Genomic DNA, 18861 nt, shown 5'->3' on the forward strand with positions numbered 1-18861 from the left:
CTTGCTCTTTGCGGTGAGCTAAACCATTTAGGCTGTTACTGTCGGTTGTCCCTATCCAGCCATTTGCAAACATAGTAGCCAACTATGCTTGCCGCGACAGAGACAAGGAAAGTGTTTATGTAATCTATAAATACCGCCTCCTTTCTGCTGGAGGTTCGACAGCGACTTAATTTTATCATGTTTGCTTGTGAAACTCCATATATCGAAGTATAAAAAAGAGAAAGGAAAGTCAAAACGTGATTGAAAAAGTTTGGTATTGATTTTTCCTAAATAATCGCATATAATGAAATGTAGCTAAGAAATGTACTTATTGTCCACAGACACACGAAAACCCCTGAAGTTGCCGCTTCAGGGGTTTTCTTGCTCGTTACGGTGAGCTGATCCATTTAGGTTGTTACTGTCTGTTATCCCTGTCCAACCATTTGCACACATAGTAGCCAACTATGCTTGCCATAACAGAGAGAAGAAATGTACTTAGGAATTCCACAAACAACACCTCCCTTCTACTGGAGGTTCGACAGCGACCTAATTTTATCATGTTTGCTTGTGAAACTCCATATATCGAAGTATAAAAAAGAGATGCATAAAACTGTGAAAATTTAGGGATAGTAAAAACCATAAAATCATGATATACTATTACAAAGTATCTGTCCGTGCGGATCATTCTTGTCCGGGGCGGCTGTGAAACAGAAAGGATGTGTGAGGATGAACAAATTCGATACGATGAGTAAAGACGCACTCAGCAAAATGGAAGAGCTTATAAACGCGTCCAAGCTGAATGAACTGCTTCATAAAAAAGAAGAAGAGGATAAGAAAAAGAATTGTATCCTCTGGGTGCTTGCTATCATCGGCGCTGTTGCTGCTGTAGCCGGAATCGCATACGCAGTATATCGCTTCTTTACACCGGATTATCTGGAAGATTTTGAAGACGATTTCGACGATGATTTCGACGATGACTTTTTCGAGGAAGAGGAGGAAACTCCGAAAAAAGCTGTCGAGAAGGATGACGAGAAAGAAGCTTAAGCCGAAATGCTTACAAACACAATGAGAACGAGGCTGTGGCAGGGATCGCTTGCACAGCCTTTTTCTGTGCATAAAAACATATCAGGGAACGAGGCATCGTTTACGCGCTGTGCGATCAGAAACGGAAAAATCCGATTCCCGGCAGAAAAAGGAGTACAAAAATTATATGAAAAAAGGTGAGATCTACACCGGTACAGTGGAAAAGATGGATTTTCCAAATAAAGGAATCCTCCATATCGGAGAGGAAAAGGTAGTTGTAAAGAACGCGCTCCCGGGGCAGACCGTCGAGATCGCGATCTCCAAGCAGCGCAAAGGAAGATGCGAGGGAAGACTCCTTAAGGTCGTGACTCCTGCAGCATACGAAAATACAGAGGGCGCATGTCCTCATCGTGCGGACTGCGGTGGATGTACGTACCAGACGGTTCCTTATGAGGAACAGTTAAAGATCAAGGAGCAGCAGGTCCGGGCTCTTTTAGATCCGGTTCTGCCGGCCGGCTACAATTTTGAGGGGATCAAAGGTAGTCCGTTGACAAAGGCATACCGCAACAAAATGGAATTTTCCTTCGGAGATGAGTTTAAGGACGGTCCCATGACTCTGGGAATGCATAAACGCGGCAGCTTTTATGATATCGTGACCGTGGACCAGTGTGTGCTGGTGCATCCGGATTGCTGTAAGATCTTAAGAGCGACGTTGGATTATTTTACGGAGCACGGAGCAGTCTTCTATAAAAAAATGGCGCATGTCGGTTATCTGAGACATCTTCTCGTCCGCCGCGGTGTGAAGACCGGGGAGATCCTTGTGGATCTTGTGACCTCCACCCAGACGGAGGGAACCTGGAAGAGTGATAAGAATGAGGAAGCGCTGCTTGAGGGCTGGAAAGAAAAACTTCTGGGACTGGATCTGGAAGGCTCTTTTGCCGGAATCCTCCACACAGAAAACGACAGCCTTGCGGATGTGGTTCAGAATGACCGTACGGTGATCCTTTACGGACAGGACTTCTTTATGGAAGAGCTTCTGGGATTAAAATTTAAGATCACTCCATTCTCCTTTTTCCAGACCAACTCTCTCGGTGCGGAGGTGCTCTATGAAACAGCCCGCGAATACATCGGTGAGACAGACGGAAGAAAGGTCTTCGATCTCTACAGCGGAACCGGTACCATTGCCCAGATCCTGGCTCCGGCGGCAGAACATGTGACCGGCGTGGAGATCATTGAGGAAGCTGTTGAGGCGGCGAAGGTGAACGCGGCGCAGAATGGACTGACAAACTGCGACTTCATCGCAGGGGATGTTTTAAAAGTATTAGATACCTTAGAGGAACGCCCGGATCTCATCGTTTTGGACCCGCCGAGAGACGGAATCCATCCGAAGGCGCTTCCAAAGATCATCGACCATTATGGATGTGAAAAAATGATCTATATTTCCTGCAAACCAACGAGCCTTGCGAGAGATCTCGTTGTGCTGCAGGCAAAAGGTTATGAGGTCACAAGAGTATGCTGTGTCGACATGTTCCCGGGGACGACGCAGGTGGAGACGGTTGTCTTGCTTTCCAAGGGCGAGGTCGACTCGAAAAAGATTCGGGTTGAGTTCTCTTTGGAAGATATGGATATGTCAGAGTTCCAAGATGGAGCTACCTATCCGCAGATCAAGGAGTATGTGTTGGAGCATACCGGGTTAAAGGTGTCCAACCTCTATATCTCACAGATTAAGCGGAAATGCGGGATTGAGGTAGGCAAAAACTATAATCTGCCGAAATCCGAGGATTCCAGACAGCCCCAGTGTCCACCAGAAAAAGAGAAAGCAATCCGAGAAGCATTCAAATATTTTGGGATGATCTAACATCCCGCAGAATGGAGGTTTCTTATGGATAGATTGATTTCTTGTGAGTTCAACATGGATAACGCCTGTGTGGAGCTGAAATTTGCAGATGGCAGCATGATTGCGATTGACACGATTGCCGTGGAGAATGAGGTTGCCGATAATATGTATCAGCGGTCGGAGCTGGACTGGCTAATCTACAACAAGCCGCTGGAATATGCACAGCTTGTGTTTGGCGGTGATTTAGAACGGTTTGTGCAAGGCGTATCGGAACATCAGTTGATGGATTGAACTGAATAAACATAGCGCAGCCCACCGGTCAAAATGATCGGTGGGCCGTGTTGTTTCTAACAAGGTTTTAAATTGTAAACTGGAACTCCACACCCGTCTTCGTGTTTCGGACAGAACACTTGCCGCCGTGCAGTTCCACGATATTCTTCGCAATAGCAAGACCAAGCCCCGTGCCGCCTCCGGAGCGGGATTCATCAACTCGATAGAAAGTGTCCCATACTTTAGCCAAAGCTTCTGCGGAAAGAGGCTTGCTGTCATTTTCGATGGAGAATGTGGTTTTACCACGATTGTTCTGAATCCGTACTGTGACACTGCCACCGGCGGGGGTGTACTTGACTGCATTGGTCGCAAAATTCTCAACCACCTGTGCAATTCGATTCTCGTCCGCAACGATGGTGCTTTGCTCCGGGAACTCGTAGCTGATCTGCAGTTCCTTTGCCTCTGCCGCCATTTGGAGTTTCTCGAAGATGGCTTTCGTAAGATCGGCAAGCGAAAACTCATCCCGTGAGAGCTTCACTTTACCCGCTTCAAGTCTGGACAAATCCAGCATCTCCAAAACCATACCGTCCGTTCGCTCGGCTTCCGCAAGGATCACATCCACATACTTATCACGTTTGTCTTCTGCAATGTGTTCCTTCAGTCCCTCTGCATAGCTGTGAATCACCGCCAGCGGAGTCTTCAGTTCATGGGCAATATTAGAGGTCATCTGACGACGGTTTTCCTCAGCTGCTTTTGCATACTCAAGTGCCGTGTTCAAGCGTGTAATCTCGTTTCTTTGCATCCGGCTCTTATCGCTATGCTTGGCGAAACCCTCTTGTAGCAACTTGCTTTCATACCAAGCTTTTGACATTTCCGGATATAGGTAGTTCTTCTCTTCTTCGCTCATCAGCGCTTCTCCAACCGATAGGACAGGTTGGATTAAATGATTTTTTATTATGGAGCGTAATACGAACACAAGTGCCACTGCAATAAGAAGTGTAATTAAGTACACAACGCTCAGTTCGCCAAATGCGGTGCGCCAAGGAGAGCAGTACACGACACTCACGGTATAAAAATGGAGATCAGGCGCTTCTTCTGCATAGGCAGCCTCCCCATAATAGTATGGGTCATAATAGGTTTCTCCATCGAAGCTGTGACAGTAGTTCACACTTGGGATTAAAAGGTCAAGGCCATCGTAGAAAGTCAAATTCTTTGCTCCGGCAGCCAGTTCCGGTCCAAGTTTGGCAACAAGGGAAGCTACATTTTCATAGTCTGTTCCTTTGTACGAAAAAGCAGGAGATATCTCATTATAGCAAACATCAAACCAATCAGAGTAGAATACAACAACGTCCTCACTGGATAAAGCGTCAGAGGCATCTTCGTACATGGTGTTCCATTGAAGATCGTAATCCTCTACGATGCCGGAAACGGTATACTGACCACTTCCCTTTGAATCTAAGGCATGCTGGAATTCGTCCCAATCGATATATTCAATTTTGATGGGTGTGAACTCGACACCATCAAAAGTCCCGGTAAAGCGCATTGCGGCAGCATCGAATGTCAGAACGCTGTTGCTGAGTATCTCCTTACCTTTCTCAGTAAGCATTTCTCTATCAAAGAAAGCACGGGCATTATTCCCGGATCTTTCCTCTCGATTATCCCATTGGTTTTCTGTCAAATACTCGAAGTAAAAGAAATCCGACCAACTACATTCAAGAAGATTTCCTCCTGCATCATAAACAGCAGTAGCAGAATATACCTTGTTGCTGTTTGGCCGCTTTAGAAATTCATCATCTTCACCAACTATAAATCTCGCACCATAAAAAGTATCTGCATGTCCGCCGTCGTCTACCGCCTCCCACCGGCGATTTGCATCGTAGTTCGCATAACTGGAATCAAAACCTTTCCCCAACCAGTGTTCAAAGCTTCGAGTTGCGATGGTAGATGCAAAATCGCGATAGCCATTTAGATATCTTGTGGCGGCATACTCAGCAGTAACGGAGGTCAAGCAGAACATTCCTGCTCCCCAAATTACAAACAATGCGAGGGAAAGTAGGCAAGTAATAGCTGTCAGAGCGGTACGCTGTTTCTTTTTCCTTGCTCTGATTAGACCAACCACGATGATGGCGACAGCCAAAACAACCTTTACAATTCCTTGAAACAGTTTATCCTGTACTAATTCCCAAATAATGCTTTCACCAGAATAATAAGCTACAAGGTCTTTCCCGATTGTTGCATAATTGCGGAAATCAACAATCGCCCAGATTAGGAAAAGAGCTGATGCAATCCGATAGCCTTTGGAGATTTTTTTCATCGTCACCCCTCCAATCTATAACCCGCCTTAATAACGGTCTTGATGCATTCGGCATAGTCGCCAAGTTTTTCTCTCAATCGCTTAATATGGGTATCTACAGCCCGAGATTCGCCCTCGTAGTCGTAACCCCAGCACTTAACCAGAAGTTGCTCACGGCTCATGACAAGGTTTTTATTCTGCATCAGGCAGCGAAGGAGAGCAAACTCCTTCGGCGTCAAAAAGACTTCCTTGCCTCCAGCATAAGCTCTGCCTGCAGTCAGCTCCAGAGTGATCCCGCTGACCTCCATCCGGTCACCGGCAAGGACACTGCGCTGATTACGCTTGATGAGCGCCATAGTTTTTGCATAAAGGACAGACATGGTGAATGGCTTCGTCACATAATCATCTGCACCGAGTTCATAACCCAGCAGTTTGTCCTCCTCGTCGGAAAGGGCTGTGAGGAAAATGATAGGAACATCGTTTGTTCTGCGCACAGCACGGCAGACAGAAAGCCCATCAAGCTCCGGCATCATAATGTCAAGCAAAACTGCGTCAAATTCATTTTCATCAATCAGCTCAAGCGCCTGTATTCCGTTGCTTGCTTCAACAGGCAGTTCTCCCTTGCTGCTGAAATAGTCACACAGGATTTCCCGCAACTTGGCCTCATCTTCTACAATCAAAATCTTACTGTTCATAATACTTTTCCTCCTTTCGCCCTTACTGTACAACACCGATTTGTATTCTCTGTGTCAAAAGAAATGATTTTTAATATTTATAAGCTTATTCAAACGCTACTGTAGTTTCCTTTGGCAGCTTCTCATTCTCGCAGCTCAAAAGGTAGGATATTACCTTGTTGGCAAAGCGGTTTGTTTTCATGGTATCCCAATCGGCAAGTCGGATAATCTCCGCTGTGCCGTTTTCAAAATCCAAGGAAATCTCGCCCCATTCGCCGTCGCAGTCTGCCTGGTATTCGTAGATTGCGGCGGCAATTTTCTTTTTGCGCTTGGTTTTGGACTTCTGTTTCAGCCGGACAGCATGGATTGCGCCCTCGGCAACCAATAATTCCGTCAGCCTGTCCACCGCTTTCCGGTAGGCTCGCTCTGCACCGCTGGCTGTGCTGCCCTCGAACATAACTGCAAGTTCCTCAAAGGTGGGACGACCTTTCCATGAGCCGACACGCCCACAGGTCATGCAGATTGCCAGCCGCTTTTCAAGCAAGGTCTGCTCCCGGTAGTTCAGTTTCTCAAAAGCCCGCTGCACCTTTTCCGCCTGTATGCCGTTCCAGAGAATGTCGGCATAGTTCCAAGTATCATCAAGGGCAACATCTTCGTCGGTTTCCTCGCCGTCCTCGTCTGTCACATAGAAAGGCTGCTGATTGCGGATGCCACGGACAACTTTCAGATATTCTTCCGCAAGGGCAAGATCACAGTTGTACTTCTTGGCAAATTCGCTGACTGCATCCTTGCTGTTATGGTAGAGCCAAGCCATTGACCGCACCATTTTGTAATTGGTCAGGGAGGATACCGACCATTTTTCTTCTCCCATGCGAAAACGTAGCATAGCATCCCGAATGAATGGAAAAATGTATGTAGCATACTTCGCACCCTTGGCAGGATCATAGTCCATCAGCTTTTGGAGCATTTGCTCCCGGCAGGAGAGCTTTATATCTATAAATCGGTCTGTGTCGTACAGATCGCCGCCATCCACACCGAGAAAGTCTTTGATGCGCTTGTTAAGTTGCGGCTCGTAGTGGTGTAGGAAGAATGAGAAATATATCAAATTCTTTTCCTGCAAGGCAGACAGGATATATTCGTTCAGATTGCCCACCGCTGGAGGCTCCGGTTCCAGTTGGAAGATGCGCTCTGCCGCATAAGGAATGATGCCGTCACCGTGCGGATTGACAGCGTGTTTTGGTATGTATCCGGTCATGTCCCATGAAAAATCACTCAGCATAGCGCACCTCCTTTCGGTTCTTTCTCTATCAATATCGACAGTAATTATGCATCGAACTTTTTGTTAGTAGTATTATTTTCGTCGTCCATCATATCGCTTAGCACGGCAAAAGCTTGGCTCAGCGGCACAGCCTTAGAAGTCCAGTTTTTCAAACTAAACAAGTTGGAAGATTCATCAAACACATCAAATTCGTCTGTCCCATCAGTGATTTTCTTCAAGTACAACATTTCTATCAAATACAAAGCTCCCAAGATATTTAGTACATTCTCCTGCTTTGCTTGCTTCAACTGCTCATAGCGGTTGTGCTTGACATCTGTAAATGCTCCCCACCATTGCAACGACTGTGCGGGCTGGGTAATATCCCAATTCATAAACGGTTGTATTTCGATATCGTATTCCTGTACACTGATTTTTTGATTTTTTATATCCGGTGTGTTGGTCAAAATATACTGTGCATAGTCTGCAACCGTTTTTCGATCCGTTGTATTGAAACCGCAAAACTCTTTGAATACAGTATCCAACTCTGCCCCTATGGCTTGAATTAAGAGGGCATATCCGTTAGAAAATGCATCAAAATTGTCCTCATGTAGTTCTACAAACTCTATTGATTCAACAAAACGCTTTTCGAGCATTAAGTAGTATTTCCAATGATTCTGACTAAGTTCTTTTCTATTCATGTTTGTCCCTTTCTTTGTATATTTTTGCACTTGCTTCCTTTTTCAAAGCCGCCTGGTCCATTTCTTTTTCATAAGCTCCCTTGGCATAGGCTACATTGCTCAATGCCCGGAGCATCTTATCTTTTGCCAGCTTTTTCATAACCTCTGCAAGATCAGCGTCCAGAGTACCACGCTTCACATAGCGGTTTATGGTGTTCAGCCGTTTCTCATAAATCTGTTTCACCGGATGATCGTCCGCAAGCTCCCGTTGTTCTCTGCCTTTCAGGTTGCCGATCTGCCGACAGGTGCGGTGCAGCTTGTCCCCCGGTGCATAGCCGCCACAGTATTTGGTGTGCCGTGCGTTGGTGGTCAGAAACCACTTGCCGCAGATTTTGCATTTCTTCGGTGCATGACCAACACACAGGCCCTCAAAGAGATCAGACCGGAACATCCCTACAAAGGATACATAGTGCATCCGCTTGACCAGCTTCGCAACTTTTTCGCCGGGACGGATGACGGATACATACTGAACGGAATTGTTCAGGGTAGACATCCAGGCATTGCCTTCCGTGATGGAAAACTCCGGCGGGAAATAGCTGCCGAACATTTTTGCAAAACCCTCTGCGGTGCGGTCTGCTTCGTTGCCGTCTGTTTTTTCTGCAAAATCAAGCATGGCCGTTTGGTATTCCCCAAGGGAGTATGCCAGATGCCCGAAAACTGCGGTATAGCGTTGGAGCATCATCGCATCGGTAAAGTTCTGGATTTCTTCAAACTGCAAAGAATTGGTTGCGGCTTTTATGGCAAACTCCACATATTTCAGCGTATTGTCCACAGTAAAGACTTTTTCAATCCGTTTTCTGTGCTTTGGTATATCCATATAGGAGAACGGCGGAGTTTCGCTGAGAATATCCAACATCGCCAGAGTAGCTTCCCTTGCAATGGGACAGAGTGCAGAAGCATCCTGTCCGGCGTTTAATGTTCCGAGCAGCAGATTGATGTTCTCGCATTGCTCGTTCATCCTTGAAATGGTATCCGCAGGGACATTCAGCGCATCACAGGCAAGCGTGCCGACAGGAAGTGTTTTTCCCTCATATATAACCGTATCCTGCCAAAAATCCAATGTCATCAGTTCTTGGTTCATGCTTGCCCCTCCTGTCCTGTTTTTCTACTTTCTTGATTGTATCATGCAAATGTAAAGAAATCCATATTCTCTGAAAAGTTGTCCTGTTTTTTGAAACGGGGTTGTCCTCCGATTACCCTGTTTTTTGAAAAATCCGTCATAACCATAATAGAAGGAGCGAAGCACCTGCCAATCACGGCGGCTGCTTCGTGCTTTCCAGAATATTATGAACGGAGGGTTTTCTATGACAATCTATGAAACCATCAAGGCGGCAATCAGCGTCAAGCAAGCCGCCGAACACTACGGGCTGAAAGTGAGCCACAACGGCATGGCTTGCTGCCCGTTCCACAACGACAGGCATCCGAGCTTGAAGCTGAATGAGGACTATTTTTTCTGCTTCGGCTGCGGAGCCAAAGGGGATGTGATCGACCTTGTGGCAAGGCTGTTCAATCTGAGCAGTTATGAAGCAGCGCAAAAGCTGGCTTTGGACTTCGGGCTTGACCCGAAATCGCCCACTGCCGCAGCTATGGTCAAGCCGAAGCGTCCCTATATCCGTCAGTTCCGGGAGGATGAAATGCTGTGCTTCCGGGTGCTGACGGATTATTTGCATCTGTTGGAAGATTGGAAAGTGCGCTATGCTCCCAAGACACCGGAAGATGCTCTGGATGACCGTTTTGTGGAAGCCTGCCAGATGCACTGCCATATCGAATATATGGCAGATGTGCTGACGGTGGGTGATCTGGAAGAACGGGTGGCATTGGTGGACAAGCTGATGCTGGACGGCAAAATTGCTTTTCTGCAAGAGTATACCGCACGAAAGAAAAAGGAGGTGGCGCACCATGGCGAAGAACCGGAAAACGCCTGATATGAACTTGCCCATGTGGTTTGACGGGCAGAACATCAACGAAGCTCTGTTTTGTGAAGAATTTCTGCAAGAGCGCAGGATCATCTTCGCAAACGGAGCTTTTTTCACGCCCGATGGTCGAGTGACGGACGATCTTCCTCTGCGTGGGGAGATTTACGACAAGCTGAAATTCTGTGCCGTGAACAACATCCCCCGGAAGATCACCAACATTCTGGAAGTGCTGAAACTGGAAGCGCAAGTGCCTGACTTTCCACCGGAGCAGGATCGCATCCATGTGTCCAACGGTACGGTGCTGCTGGACGGCACATTTACCAAGGGCAGGCCGACTATCGTGCGAAGCCGTCTGCCGGTTGCCTACAATCCCGATGCTACTGCGCCGGTGATCTGGCTGAACTTTCTGGACGGACTGCTCCATGCGGAGGACATTCCCACCTTGCAGGAGTTCATCGGCTACTGCCTGATTCCCTCCAACAAGGGACAGCGTATGATGGTGATTAAGGGCAATGGCGGCGAGGGCAAATCCCAAATCGGAGCTGTGCTTTCGGCTATCTTTGGCACGAATATGAAAGACGGCAGCATCGGCAAGATTTCTGAAAACCGCTTCGCCCGTGCTGATCTGGAACACATCCTGCTGTGCGTGGATGATGATATGCGGATGGAAGCTCTGCGCCAGACCAACTATGTAAAATCCATCGTGACAGCACAGGGCAAGATGGATTTGGAACGCAAAGGCAAGCAGAGTTATCAGGGCTGGATGTTCGCCCGGCTGCTTGCGTTCAGCAACGGCGATTTGCAAGCTCTTTATGATCGCAGCGATGGTTTTTACCGCAGACAGCTTGTGCTGACCACCAAGGAAAAGCCAGTGGACAGAGCTGACGATCCCGACCTTGCGGAGAAGATGAAAGCCGAATCCGAGGGTATCTTCCTGTGGGCATTTGAAGGCTTGCAGCGGCTTGTTGCCAACAACTTTAAGTTTACGGAGAGTGACCGTATCCGGGAAAACCGGGAAGCGGTCAAACGTGACAACAACAATATCTTTGATTTCATGGATTCCGAGGGATACATCCGGCGTAAAGCGGATGCGTCCATCAGCTCCAAGGATTTCTATGAAATCTATCGGATGTGGTGCGAGGAAAATTCTCTTGCTCCGCTGAAAGTCCGCAGCTTCAGCGACGCCATGATTGCCAATGCCAAGAAATTCAATCTGGAGCATTGCAACAACATCACCAACTCAGCCGGACGGCGGGTGTGGGGATTCATGGGAGTGGAAGCCATTGCACGACCTCATATAAATGGGTTTTACGGAGATTCGCCGTGTACGTACGTACCGGAGGACATTCCGGAGGAATGGCGGCAGGTCGAGTAAATCCCATTGCTGGTATGTATGTACGCAGCAAAAGAGCGTAAAACGCTTGTTATAGAAACAGCACACATCCTCTCGTTCGGGCTGTTTCTATGTCCACAGGCTTTTGAAAAAGTGTCTGTGGACACCGGCTGCAAGAGGAAGTTGACACAGAACAGCTTCATGCAGACGGGCTGACCATGGGAAAAGGCGCAGACATTTTCGCCTTGGTCAGCAGAGGTCACCGCAGTGACCGCATTCCCCCTCGGGAGAGCCCTCGGAGAGCCCACGGCACTTTGCAGCCAGTATGGATGAAAGTGTCATAGTGGGTTATTACACTTTGAAAAAGTGCCTCTCCGTAGCTCCCCACTGTCTGCAAATCTCAAAGAAAGGACAAAAATTCAATGGCAAGAAATGATGGAATAGACCGTACCATAGCCAGAAATCAGGACTTGAAAACGCCTGCGGATGTGGCGAAGGTACAGGAACACAATGAGCGTGAAAAGGACAGCTACAGCAATCAGGACATCGTGCCGGAGCGCACTTCTCTGAACGTTCATTTCAAAGCACCCACGGATGATTATGTGAAAATGTTTGAGCAGATGGAGCATGATAATGTGATCTCCACAAGAGGTCTGAAACCGGATGCTGTGAAATACGGCGAGTTGGTGTTTGATGTGAACTCCGCCTATTTCTACAACCACGGCGGCTATGAATTTGCGAAACAGTTTTATACCGATGCCTATAAAGCCGCTGTGGAGATCGTGGGTGGTGAGCAGTATATCCTCTCCGCTGTGATGCACGCCGATGAGCGCAACCGGGCAATGTCCGAAGCTCTTGGCGAGGATGTGTACCACTATCACCTTCATGTGGTTTATATCCCGGTGGTGGAAAAGCAGATTCTTTGGTCGAAGCGGTGTAAGGATGAAGCACTCCGGGGAACGGTAAAGGAAACAATTACACAGGTCAGCCGAAGTAAGAAATGGGACTCCAAGCCGTTGCTTGATGAAAACGGAAATCCCATGCTCAACGCAAACGGAAAAAAGATTTTGAAGTCGTCCTACAGTGTGTTGCAGGATGACTTTTTTCATTTCATGCGAAATGCCGGATATACCGATGTGGAGCGTGGAGAGCGTGGCAGCACCGAGGAACATCTGACAGTGACACAGTTCAAGGTTCAGGCTGAACAGCAGCGTTTGGAAGCTATGACCGGACAGGTGGCACAGGCGGAGCGGGGGTTGGAGAATGCCAAAGATGCCACGGAGAAACAGAAAAAGAAACTGGAAGCTCTGCAAAAGGAAACCAAAACAGCAAAGACCGTTGCTCTGACGGTGCAGGAGATTGAAACGATGGGAAAGAAAGCCACATTCGGAAATAATATCACGCTGACACCGGATGAGTGCGACACGCTCAAACGCTATGCGGTCAACGGCATTATCGCCAATGCTGACAACAAGCGCTTGAAGGAGAAACTGGCTTCCGCTGAAAAGACGGTTTCCATCTGGAAACAGCGGTATGAAGCAGTAAACGAAAAATATATGGAACTGAAACAGAAAGCCCAGCCTTTTCTGGATGCACTGGAAATTGCATCCGAAAGGGTTCGGGCTTTTATCAATTCTATCCTCATCAGAGGAAAGGAAACGCAGGAACACAAACACCCTGACCGGAAGCGTGGACAGGATATGGAACTTTGATGGAGGAATCGCCTATTGAAGAAATATTATGAGGAAGCGAAATATAATGCGGCATTTGACCGCTGTGTGGATGTTATGAGCCAGATGCTCCAGAAGTACGGGCATCAGGTTTTGGATAAATTAGAGCAGGATACACCGCAAACGGTGGAGTGTTCCAAGGATGATAAGCAAGCGCAGCCTTTGACGGATAAGGCTGCGTAAAAATTTACAATTTACACGTTGCGTACTTGTTGCGGCTATGCTATAATATGTACGCAACGTGTATTTTTGCTTTTTGGGAGAAAAGACGAATGGATTGTAAAAACAGAATTATTAAGTTGCGTGAAAGCACAGGACTGAACCGGAAAGATTTTTGCAAGCTCGTCCATATTCCTTACCGGACTATGACCGAGTGGGAATTGGACAACCGCCATGCACCGGATTATGTGCTTAGACTTTTGGAGTATTATATCCGCAACGAGGGATTGATGGTAAAAGAAATGAGCGAAGGAGGTGGCGATTCTGAAAAAGAAGCAACTTAAATGTTATCTATATACGAGAGTGTCCACCTCCATGCAGGTAGACGGATACAGCTTGGATGCCCAGCGGGACAAGTTGCGGAAGTATGCGGCATACGAGGATATGGTCGTTGCCGGGGAGTATTCTGACGAAGGATTTTCCGGCAAGAACATCCAAGGGAGGCAGGAGTTTCAACGGATGCTGAACGACATCCAGGACTGCAAAGACGGCGTTTCCTATGTGCTTGTCTTTAAGCTCTCCAGATTTGGCAGAAATGCAGCCGATGTTCTGAACTCTTTGCAGCTCATGCAGGATTTTGGTGTCAACCTGATTTGCGTGGAGGATGGCATTGACAGCTCCAAGGATGCCGGAAAGCTTATGATTTCCGTGCTGTCTGCGGTGGCGGAAATCGAGCGAGAGAATATCCGCACACAGACAATGGCAGGACGGGAGCAAAAGGCTCGTGAGGGCAAATGGAACGGCGGTTTCGCTCCCTATGGATACAAATTGGAAAGCGGAAACCTTGTCATTGCGGAGGATGAAGTGGAAGTAATCCGTGTTATTTATGACCGCTACATCCATACCAATGAGGGCGTTGCCGGAGTTGCTAAATATCTCAACCGCAACGGGTTTGTGAAGAAGCTGCGGCAAAATAACACCATCCCCGGATTTTCAAGGAACTTCGTGCAGGACGTACTGGATAATCCCGTTTATATGGGTAAAATTGCTTATGGCAGACGGAGAACCGAAAAGAGGCAAGGTACAAGAAATGAGATGCACGTGGTCGAGCAGTCGGAGTTCCCTGTTTACGATGGTCAGCATGAAGCCATCATTTCCGAAGAAGATTGGTATCTGGCACAGGAAAAGCGCAAGATCAATTCCTTTAAGCGGGAAAAGGTCAACAATCCAGACCACGCACACATCCTATCCGGTATTTTGAAATGCCCGTGTTGCGGAAAGAGTATGTACGGCAATATTGCCAAGGCTCATAGCAAGGACAAGAAAACACGGTATTATTACTACTGCAAAAATACGGTTACGCCGACGGGACATGAGTGCAGCTTCCGGCTGAATATCGAGCAGACGGAAATCAACAAATTTGTGGCGAAGGTCATCTCCGCTATGGTCAGCAATCCCCGATTTATAGAAGCAATTCAAGCGAAAATTGGAACGGCGGTTGATACAGAGGATATGGAAAAGCAGATCGCCGTTCTGCAAGGACAGCTAAAGCAAGCCTTTGGAACGAAAAGCCGCTTGGAGCGTCAGATGGATACTTTGGACATCAACGATGCCCACTATGACAGAAAAATTTTGGATTTGCAGCGCCGATATGATGAACAGTATGATACGATAGAAGAAATCGAAGTTCAGATTGGCGAATTGCAAAGTCAGATACGCAGCATCCAGCAGGAGAAAATCTCCGGCGATAACATTTATCGGCTCTTACTGGCATTTGATGAAGTCTACCATTCCGCAACGGAAGCAGAACAGAAAGAGTTTATGAAAGCCTTTATTGAGCGAATTGAGATGTTCCCGGAAAAGAGAAAAGACGGAAGCTGGATAAAGAAGATTGTATTCAACTTCCCTGTGCCTGTTGATGGCGAGGAAGTGAAAGAACTTCCCTTGGAAACTGAAACAACAGTCGAGACGGTAGTTCTTTTGTCCAGAAAAACTCCGGATGATACGATAGAGGTCGACTTAGACTTGGATGAGCTTGATATTACCGCTGCTGAGTCAAAGGCTACCTATCAGGAAATCAAGGATTATGTGCTGAAAGAATTTGGCTTAAAGGTTTCAACTTTATATATTTCCCAAATTAAACGCAAATGTGGTATTGATGTAGGAGAACATTACAATATTTCACAGAAAGAAAATCAGAAAGTACCACAATGCCCGAAAGAAAAGAAAGATGCTATCCGAGCTGCTCTTGAACATTTTGCGATGATCTAAAGGTCATTGCTGATTTCAAGGAGGAATAGCATATGAAGTCATTATTCGAAGAAATGGGCGGTACATATACGCTCGGAGCAGATGGAATGTATTATCCGGATTTGGAACTTCCGGAGGAAGAACCGCATTACGGAAAGTACGGCAGAATGCGTCTGCGCTATCTGAAAGAACACCATAAGATGCTGTACAACACACTTTTGCTGGATGGAGAACTGGTCAAACATCTGAATGAGGTGGATGATACCGCTAATCAAAGAATGGAACTGTTGACCCTGCAAATGCAGGAGCAGCAGGGCATAAACGAAGCATTAAAGGCTCGTGATCAGATGGCATGGGTTGGTGCTTGCAATAACATCCGAAATGCGGCAGAGGAAATTGTTTTGAATGAATTGATATGTTGTTAAATCGAGAAGGAGGGAGTGATGAATTCCCTCCTTCTCGATTCTGAAGATATCATCTCTTTTGGAGAATGAAAAGGGATTTTGTAGAAAAATTTATGCTTATATACTAAAATGCACATAAGGAAATACAAAGCTCTACAAATTATTTATTTATGTGTAACGAATGATGATTTCCGGGTACTAACTTAGCAGAAAGGAGGAAGTACGATGGAATCAATGGAAGAAATATACCAAAACCACTCAAAAAAGGTCTATACGTTTCTACTAAGTAAAACATGTAACCATGAACTTGCAGAAGAATTAACACAGGAAACTTTCTTTTGCGCTGTAAATAGTATTAACAAGTTTAAAGGAAATAGCAGTGTATTGACATGGCTTTGTGGTATTGCTCAAAATCTTTGGCTCAAGTATTTAAGAGACAATAAATCATTTGAAGATTTATCAAATTATGAAGACATGTTGACAATTTCTTCTGCTGAAGATGAACTATTTATCCAGTGGGAAAATGTAGAGATATTGAAGTCGCTACATAATCTTGATGAACCGATGAGGGAAGTTATGTATTTACAGTTGATTGGAGAAATATCTTTCGCTCAAATCGGTGAAATAATAGGCAAAAGTGAAAATTGGGCTCGTGTTAATTTTTATCGTGGAAAAAAAAGAATATTTGAGGAGATGAAGAAAAATGAATAAAGAATTGCAGTGCAATATAGTCAATGATTTACTACCTTTATACATGGATGATTTGACATCCGAGGAAACAAATTCATTTATTAAAAAGCATTTGGAAGAATGCCAAAATTGTCAGAATGAATACCGGACGTTTAAAGCAGAATTAAGTAATTCAGCCAACAGGAATAATGCTACAAAAATGCAAGAGATTGATTATCTGAAAAAAATAAACATATATCAAAAAATGAATTTTGTTTTGGGTGCAATCATCAGCTTCCTGTTTGGGGCATGTTTACCTGTATTGAAAGTTGGCATACCTGTACTTCTAAACGGAGCAGTCCCTGATTATTATCTGGCACGACTTCAAATCGCATGGCATATCGGTCTTTTGAAAATGACAGTTTCTGGAGTAATAGTGTGCCTTATTTATATGATTATTATGTTTATAATCAAGAAAAAGCTAAACAGCAAAACCAGTCGAAATAGTCAACCGTAAAGAGAGTGGTCTGTATCCATCGCTTCAATCTGGTTTTGCAATAAATATAAGGGATGACAGCATAAAATGCTATCGCCCTTTTACATCATTTAGAAAGAGCCATGACTGCACTCCATATCAGAGTGAAAGCCGTGGCTTTTAACTTGTGGTTAAGTTTTTATCTCCATGATTAACAACTGCTCGATTGTGCTATGAATATCAGCTTAGGTCAGTTTACAAGGAACTACACGCAGACCACGAAACGGGGGCTGCTGACAACAAATAAAGGCTGAGTATCAAGCACCGGGAAAGTGCGGGATATTCAGCCTGTTTTGTTGTCAGGGGTTTCCAAAGGGGCTTGCCCCTTGGCACACGACTTTGCTTGCAAAGTGTAGTGTGTTATACGCTCTGTCGGCGTTGCCGCGAAAATGCGGTTGCCCCCAGGGAGGGCAAGGGCATTTGAAACGGCAGGAAAACAGGGCTGTGATTGCGTGGCGTGGAGCCGCAAGCGCAGGACTGGTTTCGCCAGCAGACAGGGCGTATATGAAAGCCCCCGTCCCTTGTCCCACGCCGGACTTCGGGACAAAATGTCCCGAACTTGTGGCCACACTTACGAAAAAGCAGACGGATTTTTCTCTCAAAATTGAAATGGGCGGGAAGCCATTTTAAGGCTTTCCCGCCTTGATTGACTATTAGCAAAGACGGGCAGGACTGTCAACGGCGGCACATAAAATGTGCCGTTCATCTTGACCGTTGACTGGCTCGACTGGATTTGCTATCTTCCGGTAAACTGGAAATTAGCGATTACTATATTTCACAAAAAAATCATAGCATGTCCATTTTTCAATACAGGCAATAATCTCTCTTTTTGATTTAGATGTAATTTGCTCTAAGGGACAATCCCATTTATAATTTTTAACAAGCCGCAATATATAATTCCCGTCTATACTATGACTGGGATACCATCCTAAATCAATAATCAGATTTGCTTTTTCATTATAAAGTTGTAGTAAATCTTCATTTAGCTCTAATAAATCATTTAAGCCATGTATCTCAATATCGTACTCTGTAAAGCTATTATATTGTATTTTCCATCCTGCTTGAATTCTCAACGGCTGTAATTCATAATACATTTGCTTTCCTCATCGACTTCTGATTTCTCACTCCGTGTAACTTCCGATAAATTGGTATTTGCCATTTCCTTACTTCCTCCCCCGCTGTGGGTTTGGATTTTTCAGCAAGTCCGACTTCTGTGCAATCTTTTTCAGCCACTTCTTTTCTTCCTCGGACAGCTTTTTCAAATTCAATTTGAGCCGCTTACAGATAAACGCCAAAGCTGCTTGCTCCGGGTCGCTGTCTGGACTGGCAGTTTCCTCGGCGGTCTGCAAGAAATCTTCCAGTGGGTTGTCCCCCGGAACGCTGAAAAAATCGTCCTTATGGGCTTCCCGCAGGTCGAGGGCTATCTTGTTTATGTCCTGCTGTATCACATAGCGGCAAAAGCTGTCATCATCAATATGAGCGGCGATAAGTTGTCTTAGCTGCGGGTCGGACAAGCCGGGATTGTACTGCTTCATAATCGTTGCACTCATGGTGTCCACGATGGCGTTTGCGCTCTGTACCTGTTTTCCTGCGATACCGTTTACATAGATTTCAAGGTCAGCCATCAGCCGGGGAAAATCCGGGTGTACTGCCAGTTCACACAAGAGGGAATTATCTATCAACCCACTTTTCAAGAGTTCAATCATATCATCACTCAAACGCAGGTCTGCAAGATCAGCGTTTGGGTGATTTCTTGCTTTATAGGAAAGACCGCCTGCGGCGCTCTCTTGAATT

At 46.0% G+C, this 18861-nt stretch carries 19 protein-coding genes; 12 read left to right on the forward strand and 7 right to left on the reverse strand.

Going from position 1 to position 18861, the window contains the following annotated elements; genetic code table 11:
* Positions 1-705 precede the first annotated feature (705 nt).
* The 3 genes from DW826_RS03745 (at position 706) to DW826_RS03755 (ending at position 3130) form a co-directional block, all read left to right on the forward strand.
* Entirely contained in the window at positions 706-1023 is a 318-nt protein-coding gene (locus DW826_RS03745) for a hypothetical protein (RefSeq protein ID WP_015554931.1), read from the forward strand.
* Between the two features lie 166 nt (positions 1024-1189).
* The gene (rlmD, locus tag DW826_RS03750) at positions 1190-2860 is read left to right on the forward strand and encodes a 23S rRNA (uracil(1939)-C(5))-methyltransferase RlmD (protein ID WP_117484581.1); all 1671 of its coding nucleotides are present in this window, start codon (positions 1190-1192) and stop codon (positions 2858-2860) included.
* A gap of 24 nt (positions 2861-2884) precedes the next feature.
* Entirely contained in the window at positions 2885-3130 is a 246-nt protein-coding gene (locus tag DW826_RS03755) for a DUF6061 family protein (RefSeq protein WP_117484580.1), read from the forward strand.
* A gap of 67 nt (positions 3131-3197) precedes the next feature.
* On the opposite strand, the gene DW826_RS03760 is transcribed toward DW826_RS03755, so the two are convergent.
* The 5 genes from DW826_RS03760 to DW826_RS03780 form a co-directional block, all read right to left on the reverse strand.
* The gene (locus DW826_RS03760; RefSeq protein ID WP_117515283.1) at positions 3198-5423 is read right to left on the reverse strand and encodes a HAMP domain-containing sensor histidine kinase; all 2226 of its coding nucleotides are present in this window, start codon (positions 5421-5423) and stop codon (positions 3198-3200) included.
* Between the two features lie 2 nt (positions 5424-5425).
* Positions 5426-6097, reverse strand: coding sequence for a response regulator transcription factor (locus tag DW826_RS03765; protein WP_117515285.1), 672 nt, complete (start codon positions 6095-6097; stop codon positions 5426-5428).
* 85 nt (positions 6098-6182) lie between these two features.
* Complete coding sequence (locus DW826_RS03770) at positions 6183-7355, reverse strand: hypothetical protein (protein ID WP_117515287.1); 1173 nt, start codon at positions 7353-7355, stop codon at positions 6183-6185.
* Positions 7356-7399: 44 nt separating this feature from the next.
* Positions 7400-8032 carry a hypothetical protein gene (locus DW826_RS03775; protein ID WP_021683574.1) on the reverse strand — a complete coding sequence of 211 codons (633 nt, stop codon included), beginning with the start codon at positions 8030-8032 and terminating at the stop codon, positions 7400-7402.
* Positions 8025-9152 carry a DUF6076 domain-containing protein gene (locus DW826_RS03780; protein WP_117552066.1) on the reverse strand — a complete coding sequence of 376 codons (1128 nt, stop codon included), beginning with the start codon at positions 9150-9152 and terminating at the stop codon, positions 8025-8027. Before DW826_RS03780 ends, DW826_RS03775 begins: the two co-directional genes overlap by 8 nt.
* A gap of 223 nt (positions 9153-9375) precedes the next feature.
* Here DW826_RS03780 and DW826_RS03785 point away from each other — a divergent pair, with 223 nt between their 5' ends.
* The 9 genes from DW826_RS03785 to DW826_RS03825 all read left to right on the forward strand — a co-directional run bounded on the left by DW826_RS03785 (position 9376) and on the right by DW826_RS03825 (position 17049).
* Positions 9376-9996: a CHC2 zinc finger domain-containing protein gene (locus DW826_RS03785; RefSeq protein WP_117552067.1), complete on the forward strand. Its 621-nt coding sequence runs from the start codon at positions 9376-9378 to the stop codon at positions 9994-9996.
* A complete protein-coding gene (locus DW826_RS03790; protein ID WP_117552068.1) occupies positions 9971-11362 on the forward strand; it encodes a phage/plasmid primase, P4 family in 1392 nt (463 codons plus the stop codon). Before DW826_RS03785 ends, DW826_RS03790 begins: the two co-directional genes overlap by 26 nt.
* A gap of 380 nt (positions 11363-11742) precedes the next feature.
* A complete protein-coding gene (locus tag DW826_RS03795) occupies positions 11743-13032 on the forward strand; it encodes a plasmid recombination protein (protein WP_117552069.1) in 1290 nt (429 codons plus the stop codon).
* A 15-nt stretch (positions 13033-13047) separates the two neighbouring features.
* The gene (locus DW826_RS03800) at positions 13048-13233 is read left to right on the forward strand and encodes a hypothetical protein (protein ID WP_007488117.1); all 186 of its coding nucleotides are present in this window, start codon (positions 13048-13050) and stop codon (positions 13231-13233) included.
* Between the two features lie 89 nt (positions 13234-13322).
* Entirely contained in the window at positions 13323-13553 is a 231-nt protein-coding gene (locus tag DW826_RS03805) for a helix-turn-helix transcriptional regulator (RefSeq protein WP_007488123.1), read from the forward strand.
* The gene (locus DW826_RS03810; RefSeq protein ID WP_117552079.1) at positions 13534-15480 is read left to right on the forward strand and encodes a recombinase family protein; all 1947 of its coding nucleotides are present in this window, start codon (positions 13534-13536) and stop codon (positions 15478-15480) included. The genes DW826_RS03805 and DW826_RS03810 overlap by 20 nt, the downstream gene beginning before the upstream one ends.
* Before the next feature lie 32 nt (positions 15481-15512).
* Entirely contained in the window at positions 15513-15884 is a 372-nt protein-coding gene (locus tag DW826_RS03815) for a TnpV protein (RefSeq protein ID WP_066545385.1), read from the forward strand.
* 204 nt (positions 15885-16088) lie between these two features.
* Positions 16089-16574 carry a sigma-70 family RNA polymerase sigma factor gene (locus tag DW826_RS03820; protein WP_117552070.1) on the forward strand — a complete coding sequence of 162 codons (486 nt, stop codon included), beginning with the start codon at positions 16089-16091 and terminating at the stop codon, positions 16572-16574.
* Positions 16567-17049 carry a zf-HC2 domain-containing protein gene (locus DW826_RS03825; RefSeq protein ID WP_066545390.1) on the forward strand — a complete coding sequence of 161 codons (483 nt, stop codon included), beginning with the start codon at positions 16567-16569 and terminating at the stop codon, positions 17047-17049. The genes DW826_RS03820 and DW826_RS03825 overlap by 8 nt, the downstream gene beginning before the upstream one ends.
* A 776-nt stretch (positions 17050-17825) precedes the next feature.
* On the opposite strand, the gene DW826_RS18045 is transcribed toward DW826_RS03825, so the two are convergent.
* Complete coding sequence (locus DW826_RS18045; protein ID WP_015521721.1) at positions 17826-18161, reverse strand: hypothetical protein; 336 nt, start codon at positions 18159-18161, stop codon at positions 17826-17828.
* A 69-nt stretch (positions 18162-18230) separates the two neighbouring features.
* On the reverse strand, positions 18231-18861 hold a 631-nt coding region (locus DW826_RS03835; RefSeq protein WP_117552071.1), incomplete at its 5' end, for a transcriptional regulator.

This window comes from Clostridium sp. AM34-11AC (assembly GCF_003435375.1).
GTDB lineage: Bacteria > Bacillota > Clostridia > Lachnospirales > Lachnospiraceae > Pilosibacter > Pilosibacter fragilis.